The organism is Shewanella sp. 1180_01, assembly GCF_052850535.1.
This window is the reverse complement of record NZ_VXCT01000060.1, coordinates 20,050-31,892: the sequence shown is the minus strand read 5'-3', so window position 1 is coordinate 31,892 and position 11,843 is coordinate 20,050. Positions and strand designations below refer to the sequence as shown.

The 11,843-nt window shown below is 46.9% G+C and carries 10 protein-coding genes; 5 read left to right on the top strand and 5 right to left on the bottom strand.

The window, feature by feature from the left end:
- Nucleotides 1–89: 89 nt before the first annotated feature.
- From FW758_RS21080 to FW758_RS21065, 4 genes are all read right to left on the bottom strand, one after another.
- On the bottom strand, nucleotides 90–812 hold the full coding sequence (locus FW758_RS21080; protein ID WP_012588307.1) for a TorF family putative porin: 723 nt from the start codon (nucleotides 810–812) through the stop codon (nucleotides 90–92).
- Between the two features lie 183 nt (nucleotides 813–995).
- Nucleotides 996–1,361 carry a cupin domain-containing protein gene (locus tag FW758_RS21075; RefSeq protein WP_446446424.1) on the bottom strand — a complete coding sequence of 122 codons (366 nt, stop codon included), beginning with the start codon at nucleotides 1,359–1,361 and terminating at the stop codon, nucleotides 996–998.
- A gap of 30 nt (nucleotides 1,362–1,391) precedes the next feature.
- On the bottom strand, nucleotides 1,392–2,882 hold the full coding sequence (locus FW758_RS21070; RefSeq protein ID WP_446446423.1) for a CoA-acylating methylmalonate-semialdehyde dehydrogenase: 1,491 nt from the start codon (nucleotides 2,880–2,882) through the stop codon (nucleotides 1,392–1,394).
- A 69-nt stretch (nucleotides 2,883–2,951) separates the two neighbouring features.
- Entirely contained in the window at nucleotides 2,952–4,316 is a 1,365-nt protein-coding gene (locus tag FW758_RS21065) for an aminotransferase class III-fold pyridoxal phosphate-dependent enzyme (RefSeq protein ID WP_446446422.1), read from the bottom strand.
- A 279-nt stretch (nucleotides 4,317–4,595) separates the two neighbouring features.
- Here FW758_RS21065 and FW758_RS21060 point away from each other — a divergent pair, with 279 nt between their 5' ends.
- The 5 genes from FW758_RS21060 to FW758_RS21040 all read left to right on the top strand — a co-directional run bounded on the left by FW758_RS21060 (nucleotide 4,596) and on the right by FW758_RS21040 (nucleotide 10,166).
- Entirely contained in the window at nucleotides 4,596–6,092 is a 1,497-nt protein-coding gene (locus tag FW758_RS21060; RefSeq protein WP_446446421.1) for an aldehyde dehydrogenase, read from the top strand.
- A gap of 489 nt (nucleotides 6,093–6,581) precedes the next feature.
- Entirely contained in the window at nucleotides 6,582–7,361 is a 780-nt protein-coding gene (gene deoC, locus FW758_RS21055; protein ID WP_259513243.1) for a deoxyribose-phosphate aldolase, read from the top strand.
- A gap of 633 nt (nucleotides 7,362–7,994) precedes the next feature.
- The gene (locus tag FW758_RS21050) at nucleotides 7,995–8,408 is read left to right on the top strand and encodes a septal ring lytic transglycosylase RlpA family protein (RefSeq protein ID WP_446446420.1); all 414 of its coding nucleotides are present in this window, start codon (nucleotides 7,995–7,997) and stop codon (nucleotides 8,406–8,408) included.
- A gap of 289 nt (nucleotides 8,409–8,697) precedes the next feature.
- Nucleotides 8,698–9,555 (top strand): sulfurtransferase, encoded by an 858-nt coding sequence (locus FW758_RS21045; protein ID WP_311891673.1) that lies wholly within the window; start codon nucleotides 8,698–8,700, stop codon nucleotides 9,553–9,555.
- A 98-nt stretch (nucleotides 9,556–9,653) separates the two neighbouring features.
- Entirely contained in the window at nucleotides 9,654–10,166 is a 513-nt protein-coding gene (locus tag FW758_RS21040; RefSeq protein ID WP_446446419.1) for a DUF2937 family protein, read from the top strand.
- A 256-nt stretch (nucleotides 10,167–10,422) separates the two neighbouring features.
- On the opposite strand, the gene FW758_RS21035 is transcribed toward FW758_RS21040, so the two are convergent.
- Nucleotides 10,423–11,730, bottom strand: coding sequence for an NAD(P)/FAD-dependent oxidoreductase (locus FW758_RS21035; protein ID WP_413472281.1), 1,308 nt, complete (start codon nucleotides 11,728–11,730; stop codon nucleotides 10,423–10,425).
- Nucleotides 11,731–11,843 lie beyond the last annotated feature (113 nt).

Sequence of the window (11,843 nt, the reverse complement as noted above, 5' to 3'; positions counted from 1 at the left end):
AATAGCTAAAAAGAAGCCCTCGATGATGAGGGCTTTTTTGTGTCTTAGTTTATCTAAGCGGTTCTTCCGAACTTTATACTAAGGCCAAATTAGAACGCGTAACTTACGCTAGCAAGCACGGTATCTGAGGTTTTGAATGCGCCATCAGAGACCTTTTGGTCGCCGCTAAGATCTGTGCCTAACCAAGCGAGAGAAAGCCCAAAGCCTGACAGTTCAGTCGATACGCCTACAGAGTAATCTGAGTAGCTATCAAAGCCTTCACCGTCATCCAATGCATCACCAACGTTGTAACCATAGTGCAGATCGAGACTCCAGTTCTCAACAAATTCATAGGAATAGTTAAGCTCAGCATAGTGATAGTCTAAATCACTACCGCCGTAGTCATTGGTGTACCAGTAAGCGGCACGAAAGCCTTTATAATCCATGCCAGCTGTGACTTCAAAATAGCCAATGTCACTTTCGCCTGAGTAGTTATAACGGTTAAGGGTAATGTCGTAGGTCAGATCTTCGTTGATCTCGCCACCATAGGCGACATAGAAATCGTATTCGATAGCAGGGCCGTTATAACCTGGCTCATCAAAATCCACGTTACTTGCCCAAGCGCCGACAGAGAAACCCGAGTCGAAGCTCCAATCAATACCGCCTTGCAGGGCAGGATCGCCAGCGGTTTGTGAAACGCCGCGGAAACGATAGTCGTTAGTGAGACTAATTTCCCCTGTTACTTCAGCGGCGGCCATGCCGGAGAATAGGGTCGTGGTTAGCGCGAGTCCGACAAGCTGTACCAGCCGTTTTTTATTCAGATTGTTATACACGGTATTTCTCCCATTTTCTTTGTTGACTCGGACGTGTTACTGGCGGCCATGCTCATTCAATTGCGCCAGTGCATCCGTTGGTTTGCCAAACAACAGCCTAGGAAAACCCGTTGCTGTGACCTCATGGCGAGTTATTGCTAAGATAACTTAGCTTTTTTGAGGCTAACATCAGCCTCGTTGATCTCACTTTTGTTCGAAAATGACGTAAACCTTGCGGCAGGGTTCCACAACTTCCCAAGTGCCTTGAAAACCCGCGGGTATAATAAACCTGTCGCCCACAGTGAACGTCTGCGATTGACCTTGAAGATCTGTGATAACACTTATCCCTTCGAGGATTTCGCAGTACTCGTATTCAGTGTAGTTTATTTTCCAAGCGCCTGATTCACTTTGCCAAATTCCACTGTGAAATTGATTACAAGGGCTAGAATAATGATTCTCTAGCCCTTGAGTTGGATTGCCTGCTAACAACTTTTCCGTCGGTAACTGATAGGTCTCGACGGGTGTTTGCACCGTAGCAAAGCGAATAATGGCGTTGATACTCACAGTCATTTGCGATTTCCTTGTTGAGCTTACATTCGGCTATTTCATCGTAGGCATTACAAACTCGGCTTGAGTCTGTTTACCCACGGGCCAGCGGGCAGTAATTGCCTTACGTTTGGTATAAAAACGCACGCCATCTGGACCATGCATATGCAGCGGCCCAAAGAGTGATCGCTTCCAACCGCCAAAACTGTGGAACGCCATTGGCACCGGGATCGGCACGTTCACTCCAACCATACCGACTTGCACGTGGTGGCAGAAATGTCGCGCCGCTTCACCACTTTGGGTGAAAATCGCCGTGCCATTGCCAAATTCATGTTGGTTAATCAGCTCAAGCGCCGTTGGGTAATCTTTCACGCGCACAATCGCCAGCACTGGCCCAAAGATTTCTTCGCGGTAGATGCTCATTTCAGGCGTGACGTGGTCGAACAAACAGGCGCCGAGGAAATAGCCCTGTGGATTTTCTTCAACACTCAATTTACGGCCATCGACCAGCAGCGCTGCGCCTTCTTGCACACCGGCTTCAACATATTGGGTGACCTTGGCAAGGTGCTGTTTGGAGATCAGCGGACCCATTTCCATCTCTGGCGTTAGGCCGTTGCCGACTTTTAAGGTTTGGATTTGCGGTAGCAGTTTTTCCACTAACGCATCGCCCACATCGCCTACCGCGAGCACGACTGAAATCGCCATACAACGCTCACCAGCACTGCCGTAGGCTGCGCCCATTAAGGCGCTAACGGCTTGATCTAAATCCGCATCTGGCATAAGTAACATATGGTTTTTCGCGCCGCCTAAGGCTTGCACGCGTTTGCCATGTTTAGAGGCTGTGCTGTAGATGTATTCGGCAATCGGCGTTGAGCCTACAAAGCTCACCGCTTGCACATCTTTATGGGTGAGTAAGGTATCGACGGCTTCTTTGTCGCCGTTAATCACGTTAAACACGCCATCGGGAAGACCCGCTTCTTTAAGCAATTCGGCAATTCGCATCACCGAGCTTGGGTCTTTTTCTGAGGGTTTCATAATAAAGGTGTTACCGCAGGCAATCGCGATTGGGAACATCCACATGGGAACCATCACGGGGAAGTTAAAGGGCGCTATGCCTGCGACAACACCTAAAGCTTGATTAACTGACCAAGAATCGACCCCGCCACCGACTTGCTGGGTGTGTTCACCTTTAAGCAAGTGCGGAATACCACAGGCAAACTCGACCACTTCGAGACCACGGATCAACTCGCCCTTAGCATCGTCGATCACTTTGCCGTGCTCGCGGGTGATAAGCTGCGCCATTTCATCTAGGTGTTGCTCAACTAAGGCTTTGAATTTAAATAGCACTCGAGCACGGTTGAGCGGCGTGACTTGTGACCATGTTTCAAAGGCGGTTTTAGCGATTGCGATGGCTTCACCCACTTCAGTTTCGCTTGCGAGTGAGACTTGGCCACGTAGTTCACCCGTGGCGGGTTCAAAAATATCTTGGGTTCTGGTACTGGCAGGAGTGTGCTGACCATTAACAAAGTGAGTGATCTTGAGCATAGTTAACCTTTGATGTTCCCCGCCGCAGCGGGGTGTTAAATGTGAGAGAGGAACGAACCGCTGGCGCTATTATCCAACGGCGTTAATGGCATCGCTTAGGCTATTAACCATTTGGTCAATCTCGCGTTTATCGACAATCAGTGGCGGTGACATAGCAATAATGTCGCCAGTGGCTCGCACTAAAGTGCCGTGGCGGAAGCAGTGTTCAAACACGCCGTAACCCCGTTTACCCGCGCCTTGAGCGTTAGGGGATAATTGAATCCCAGCGACTAGCCCAGTGTTACGAATATCAATCACATTCGGCAATCCTTTGAGGCTGTGCACTGCGTCTTCAAAGTAGCGCTCAAGCTCAAAGCTGCGCTCGAATAACTGCTCATTCTCATAAATCGATAGGGTGGCAAGCGCCGCCGCGGCAGCCACTGGATGACCGGAATAGGTGTAGCCGTGGAAGAACTCAATCAGTTCATTGGGGCCTTGCATGCAAGTGTCGTGGATAAAATCTTGCACAAACACTGCACCCATTGGGATAGCGCCGTTATTGATGGCTTTAGCCGTGGTGATAATGTCTGGAATAACGCCCCAACGCTGACTCGCAAAGGCGGCGCCAACGCGGCCAAAAGCGGTAATGACTTCATCAAAAATCAGTAGGATGCCATGCTTTTTAGTGATTTCACGCAGACGTTTTAAGTAACCTTGTGGCGGCAATATCACCCCTGCTGAACCCGACATTGGTTCAACGATTACGGCGGCAATATTTTCGGCGCCATGCAGGGTAACAAGCTGTTCTAATATCTCGGCTTTTTCAGCGCCAAAGTGCGAGAGTCCACGGGTAAATGCCGCATTTGGGATATCTAAGGTGTGGGGTAAGTGATCGACGCCTTGCAGTAATTGGCCGCTAAATGCCTTGCGATTATTGCTTAACCCACCCACAGATATGCCGCCAAAGCCGACACCGTGGTAACCCATTTCGCGCCCAATAAAGCGAGTGCGTGAGGCTTGACCGTTGGCTCTGTGATAGCAAAGTGCCATCTTAAGTGCTGTATCGACGGACTCAGAACCTGAGTTAGTAAAGAAGACTTTGTTTAATCCTTCAGGACTTAGCTCGACTAAGCGCTCGGCAAGTTCAAAGGCAATGGGGTGACCCATTTGGAAGGAGGGCGCGTAATCCATCTCTTTAATTTGTTTGCTGACCGCTTCGCTGATTTCTTTGCGACCATGGCCTGCGTTACAACACCATAAACCGGCGGTAGCATCTAATACCTTATTGCCATCAATATCCGTGTAATACATGCCTTCCGCTTTGGTGAGTAACCGCGGGTTGGCTTTGAATTGGCGGTTGGCGGTAAAAGGCATCCAGAAATGTTCAAGTGAGGGATGCTCAGTTGAAGATTGATGTGAAGCATCACTTGAGGAATTGAGCGGCAAATCGGCCATAGTGTCTACCTTGTCCTGTATTTTCAGGTCTTGTTTTAGGGTGGCTAATATTTGCTATGCTATGTTAGAAATAATGAACACGGAAGAGCTGTGTGCAGTTATTTGTGGCAAAAAAGCTATTTTTGTAAAAAATATTGAATTTTATTGCTCAAACAGCGTAATCTGAAGCTCGGATTACGACTGTGATGATGTGTAGCATTTGCGCTAATGTCGTCACTGGTCACTATTTCTTGTCGATGAACGATAAACCACACCTATGCGAACTATTAAGAGGTCATCATGAGCACACCGAAGAAACGCAGCGAATGGGAAAGTCTTGCTGCCAGCCTGTCTATTAATGGGAAGGCGTTTATCAATGGCGAATACCAAGATGCCGTTTCGGGTAACACCTTTGATTGTATTAGCCCTATCGATGGCCGCTTGCTGGTAAAAGTGGCGAGTTGCGATCTAGCGGACGCCAATCTTGCGGTTGCCAATGGCCGCAGCGTATTTGAGTCAGGTGTTTGGTCGCAGCAGTCTCCAGTAAAGCGCAAACAAGTGATGATACGTTTCGCCGAATTACTCGAAGAAAATGCCAATGAACTCGCATTGTTAGAAACCCTCGACATGGGTAAACCTATTCGTTTCTCTAAAGCAGTGGATGTGGCGGGCGCCGCCCGTGCGATTCGCTGGTCTGGCGAGGCGATTGATAAAATTTACGATGAACTCGCACCAACCGCTTACAATGAAATTGGCATGATCACCCGTGAACCTGTTGGTGTTGTCGCTGCAATTGTGCCGTGGAACTTCCCTATGCTGATGGCGTGTTGGAAGCTCGGGCCTGCACTTGCCACGGGTAACAGTGTGGTATTAAAACCCTCTGAAAAGTCACCCTTAACGGCTATCCGTATGGCGCAACTCGCCATTGAAGCAGGGATCCCACAAGGCGTACTAAACGTGTTGCCAGGATTTGGTCATACCGTAGGTAAAGCCTTAGCCCTGCATATGGATGTGGATACGCTGGTGTTCACAGGTTCGACAAAAATTGCCAAGCAATTAATGATTTACGCTGGCGAGTCGAACATGAAACGCGTGTGGTTAGAGGCGGGAGGCAAGAGCCCCAATATCGTCTTTAATGACGCGCCAGATCTGAAAGCCGCCGCCGTTGCTGCCGCCGAAGCCATTGCTTTTAACCAAGGTGAAGTTTGCACAGCAGGTTCGCGTTTGCTGGTGGAATCTGGGGTGAAAGATGAGCTTATTGCGCTTATCGCAGAGGAGTTAGCCTCATGGCATCCGGGGCATCCACTCGACCCTGCGACTGTGAGCGGCGCCGTTGTCGATAAACAACAGTTAGACACAGTACTCAGTTACATCAAAGCGGGTAAAGATGAAGGTGCGACCTTAGTCCACGGTGGCAGCCAAGTCATGGCCGATACGGGCGGTGTATATGTGCAGCCAACGGTATTCTCTAACGTAAACAACCAGATGAAGATTGCCAGCGAAGAGATCTTTGGCCCAGTGTTATCTGTCATTGAATTTAATGGCATGGAAGAAGCGATATCAATCGCCAACGATACCATCTACGGTTTAGCCGCTGGCGTGTGGACTTCGGATATTAGCAAGGCCCATAAAACTGCCAAAGCCCTGCGCGCTGGCATGGTGTGGATCAACCATTACGATGGCGGCGATATGACAGCGCCGTTCGGTGGCTATAAACAGTCAGGTAATGGCCGAGATAAATCTCTGCACTCCTTCGACAAATACACAGAATTGAAAGCGACTTGGATCGTGTTATAAGCGTTCTGTTTTTATAACCGCTCTTTTTTGTCTATATAAGAGAAGGAGCCGCTTTCGCTCAATACTAAAACCTCTTTTCATATTACATGGAAAGAGGTTTTTTATTTTTAGGGCGTCTTTACCCCAAGCAAGCTCATTGAATCGTCAGTTGTGCTGCATTAATTGTCATTGTTTCCCCAGTGATTCGCCGTCTTTAGATTTAAAAAGAAGAATCCCTATTGGCTCGACGGCGACATCTACAGCACACGGAAGTGTATATGCCGTGTTCACAGGGATGTGAAAAAGCGGCCATGTCGCCAACGGTCACAGGTACTCAATTCTGTTAAGTGCTAACGCGAAAGTTCTGATGCTCAATATCTGATATAGATATATACGTCATTTCTGTATCTACTTCCGTCTCTGCACCTCTTTTATAATGCTGTTTCTTCATTTGTCCCCAATTTTTGTAAATCCTTGGAGATAGATTCTTACTACTTATCGGAAATATTAATGAGCAATTTAAAAACGGCTGCACTACGTGCACTCCATTTGATGGATTTAACAACTTTAAACGACAGTGACACCGATGAAAAAATTATCGAGTTGTGTAAGCTTGCTAAAACCGTTACTGGTAATACCGCTGGAATATGCATCTACCCGCGTTTCATTCCTGTCGCTAAAAAGCAACTGAGATCACAAGGTACGCCCGACATTCGAGTGGTCACTGTGACTAATTTTCCCCATGGAAATGATGATGTTGAAATCGCTGTTGTTGAAACAAAAGCAGCAGTAGCTTATGGCGCAGATGATGTCGATGTTGTGTTTCCATATCGTGCTTTAATATCTGGCAATGAGGATGTTTGTTATGAGCTTATCAAGCAATGTAAAGCAGCTTGCGGTAGCGATATTTTCTTCAAAGTTATTATTGAGTCTGGTGAGCTAAAAACGCCTGAACTAATCAAAAGAGCCTCCGAAATATCAATTAAAGCGGGTGCAGATATGATCAAAACCTCTACGGGGAAAGTACCTGTAAATGCGACTCTAGGAGCAGCTGAAATTATGTTATCAGTTATCAAAGAGATGGGCGTTGAAAATACCGTTGGTTTCAAGGCATCTGGTGGCGTTCAGACTGCAGAAGAAGCCAAACTATATTTAGATATGGCTGATAATATTGTTGGGGAAGGTTGGGCTGATAACGCTAAACACTATCGTTTTGGTGCTTCTAGCTTGTTATCTAATTTACTTCATACGTTAGGTGAAGCAAAAATAGACGTTGATGCGAAATACTAGATTGAGATTTCATTCAGGAATAAACACTAAAACCGTGGTTAAGTAAAATTGGCCACGGTTTTAATGTTCTGGTTTAATCCTGTCAGACACTTAAATTTGAGACGGTATTATCACTAAATTAAGAGGTCTATATGAGTCTGAAAAATCACATAATAGTTATCCGCAGGCATTTAAAGATGAAGCCATCTTGATGGTGCTAGAGCAAGGTTATAATGTTGCTTTTTGCAGCAAAGTCTCTTGGGTGGGCTAACACTTCATTATATGGATGAGTCAAAAATGTGCAGAAACACATAAATATCAATCCACTTCGCACCTATGGCGCCGATCATTGAGGCGTTAATCCATACAAAGATTAATCTATAACATATCAATTAGACCATTAACCCACTTCTGTTTACTTTTGAGTCAGTTTGTACACAACCTTTTGACTTCAAACCGAGAGCATTCACCTGTAAATACGTGATTTTAGCGTGCAACTGCTGTAGCCTCGTGGAAATTTATTGTTTCTGGTTCTGATCTTCTAGGATGCAAGCTTCGAGCTTTGCCATCTAAGGTTGTTCGTTATTTTCCCCGTGACTTTTGCTGAGTCTATTGCTCGTTAGCAAAGCGTTCACTCATTAGAGAGGGTGTCATGTGAATGCACTTCAAAACCCAATTAGGCAGTTCAATGTCGTCAAACTATTTGCACTGGCATTGCTAAGCTTTTTGGCCGGCTGTTCTTCAATGCAGACGGGTGAGAATGGTAACTGGGTGGGATTCACTGAATCGGGTCAGGCTTCCTTTTATGGGGATAAACATCAAAATAGGAAGACGGCCAGTGGTGAGCTTTACCTGCATAAATTAAAGACAGCAGCGCATAAAAAGTTACCCTTTGGCTCGAACGTTAAGGTCACCAATGTCGATAACGGCAAAAGTGTGATTGTGAAAATCAATGATAGAGGGCCTTTCGTGCGTGGTCGTATAATTGATTTGTCTAAATCGGCGTTCAGCAGCATAGGCAATACTTCTTCTGGCTTGATTGACGTGAAAATTGAAGTGATTAAGTAGCGGCTATTTCGAGAGCAGCTGTCTAGAAAAGGACTGTTGCGAAAAGGGCTATCTCGAACACGGCCATATCGAAAAGATCGTTTTGAAAGTAGCATCATTAAAAAGGAGCAGTTTAAAGCACTCTCTTCAAAACACTGCTTCGCCGCAATTTAATGATTGAGTGCATGAAATCGAGTCGACGCTTTTAAATAAAATCCCAAAGCAGACAATTTGTTAAGCCGATATTTGGGCTTTACGGCATTTGGTGAGAGACTAGCGGCAGACTTGGATAACAGTAAAAGGACCCGCTATGGAATACCCACTTGTTAGTACGCAGTGGCTCGAAGCATACCTCACCGATCCCCATTTAGTCTTGCTCGATGCCAGTATGGAAACCGTTATTGGTAAAGAGCCCCTAGTTTACGATGAGCCTATTTGCATTCCGCGCTCACGTCGATTCGACTTGGAAAATGTGTTTTGCGATAAAACTTCAACTCAAATCCATGCCTTGCCGACGTTTGAGCAATTCATCCAAGGGATAGCGCAACTTGGGATTGAGGCCGACAGTGTTATCGTTATCTATGATAACCAAGGCATTTATTCAGCCCCACGGGCGTGGTGGACCTTTAAAGTCATGGGTTTTAATCGAGTCTATGTACTCGATGGTGGCTTGCCTCAGTGGATTGAAGAAGACCGCATCACCTCATCGCGTTATCAAGCCGAAGGCGTCGATTATGGCCCGACGGATATCGATACATTAGCTGATGTGCTGCAATACCACCCCGAGCGGGTGATGGATGCCGAGGCCGTGTTATCACGTATCGAAGATGCCGAAACCGCGATTGTCGATGCCCGTGGTGCGCCACGCTTTTTAGGCCAAGTGAGTGAGCCGCGCCCCGGTGTGCGCTCAGGACATATTCCTCGCTCGGTTAACTTACCCTTCGCTCAAGTGCTCGATGGCAATAAAATCAAAACGACCAGTGAGTTACAGGCTATTTATCAAGGATTAGCAGCGGACAAGTCTGCACGGATATTTAGCTGTGGCTCTGGGATTACGGCGTGTATTTTGATTTTGGCTTCGGTTGCGGCAGGGCATACACATCCCATCCTCTATGATGGCTCGTGGGCGGATTGGGGCAGTCGTACCGATCTGCCGATTGAGTGCTAATTGAGTAGTTATTGATTGAGTCAGTGCAGTTTTGAGCATTATGTCATTGCAGTGTCGTAACCGCTGCGTTGTTTGGCTAGATCACCAAGGAGGATCCCTTGATTGGCAGATTGATTGATAAATTGGTTTTTGGGTTGATTCTTGTGATTGCCTTGCAGTTGCCGCAACTGGCTGATCATTATCAGCAATTTCTCGCTGGACTTTATGCATCAACCCAATGGCAGGTAGAAGGCTACGAGGCAACGGCTAAGGAATATCATTATGCCGATGCTGAGGCCATGATTGCCCGTCACCAGCAAAATGAAGAGCCTAGTGTGCGTGCCGACGCTGAGCAAAAAGTACACACAATGGCGCTTTATAAAGAGCTAACACAAGGCGTGGCTGTGTTTAACACGGGTAATTTGTTTGAAAAAACTGCCTACATGTTTAATCCCGTTCGCTTTGATTATCTTGAGAAAACCGTCAGTAACTTTAAGCCTGGGATACCTTTAACCACCAGTGGGATTGGCTTTGGCGTTGTGGTGGCGTTGGTCGTGCATTATCTCGGGTCTATCCCTTTTATCCTGTGGGCAAGGCGTAGAAAGCGCCAGAGATTAGCGAGAGCCAATTAGCTTTTAAAAAGCCGTTATGCTTGTTAGACCGAGGTTATCTCTTAGGCGAGGCTTAGCGTTGTTGCAGCCTTAATTTTACTGAATAACTTGTACAGGGTGACTCGTATCTAAATGACGAGTGGTTAAATGGTTCGTGCTTATAACAATGATGCCCATCGGATTGTTTATCCGATGGGCACCATGCGTTAGAGCTTGAAACCAGCCCTTAAAGCCAGCCCTTAACATCTGTTCTTTAAAAAGTGCTTTAAATAAGCTTTTAAAACAGGTCTTTAAATCTGTGATACAGCATGCCAGCCGCGAGCATAGGCGAGCGGAATGTCGGGCCGCCGGGGAAGGTCATGTGTTTGATTTTTGCGAACACATCGAAATGTCCCGCCTGTTGGCAAATAGCCTCGGCCAGTAGTTTTGCCGCCATATGAGTGGCATTCACCCCATGTCCTGCATAGGCTTGGGCGTAGAAAATATTATTGGCATCGGGCAGGCGACCAATTTGTGGCATACGGTTCGCCCCAATACCTATCATGCCGCCCCATTCATAATCGATGCGCACGCCTTTTAACTGCGGGAACACCTTCTCCAGATTCGGTCTCAGCGCTGCTTCAATATCTCTGGGGTCTTTACCTGAGTAAGTACAAAGGCCGCCAAACAGCAGTCGACGATCTGCGGATAAGTGAAAGTAGTCTAAGGCAATTCGCATATCGGCGAAGGCCATATTCTGCGGGATAATGCTCGCGCATTGGGCCTCAGTTAAGGGCTCGGTCGCCAATAAATAACTGCCGGCGGGTAATACTTTACCCCCAACAAAACTGTTAAGTTTGTGGCCAATATACGCATTGCCAGCCAGTACTAAGTATTGGCAAGTGACTTCGCCCTTGGCGGTCATGACCTTAGGTTTAGCGCCTTGAATGATTTTTTCGGCGGCGCTGTATTCAAACAACTGCGCGCCCAGATTACGGGCGACGCGTGCCTCACCCAGAGCAAGATTCAGCGGGTGTAAATGGCCGCTGCCCATATCGACCAGCGCACCTTGATAAAAATCTGAGCCTATGACTTCACCTAATTGTGGCTTAGTTAACAGCTTGATTTCTTGCTGATAACCCATGGCCTTGAGTGCGCTAAATTCTTCTTCAAGCTCATCCATGTGACGAGGTTTAACTGCTAAGTCGCAGTAACCCATTTGCAGATCGCAGTCGATACTGTGTTCTTGTATGCGATTTCGCACAATTTCGACGGCTTCAAAGCCCATCTGTTGAATTGCTTGAACACCTTCAGTGCCTATTTCACTGTGAAATTGCGAAGGGTCATGGCCTATGCCGCGAATGAGTTCGCCGCCATTACGCCCCGATGCGCCCCAGCCAACACGCTTGGCTTCTAATAGGACGACACTCATGCCGCGCTGTGCGAGTTCTATGGCGGTATTGATACCGCTAAAGCCGCCGCCCACTATGCAGACATCGGCACTGATATTGCCTTCGAGTTGTGGGTGCGCGTAAATTTCTTTAGCAGTATCAACATAGTATGAGTGTGGGTACTGTTCGCTGTGCACTGGAGGTTTGCTTGCCATTATGGCTCCAAAAAATTGTTTTTATTGTAAATTGGACTTGTCTCAGTATACTCATCACACTTTTAACATGACGCAAAAAAGTGTTCGTTTTATTTAACACGCTTTTTATGTAG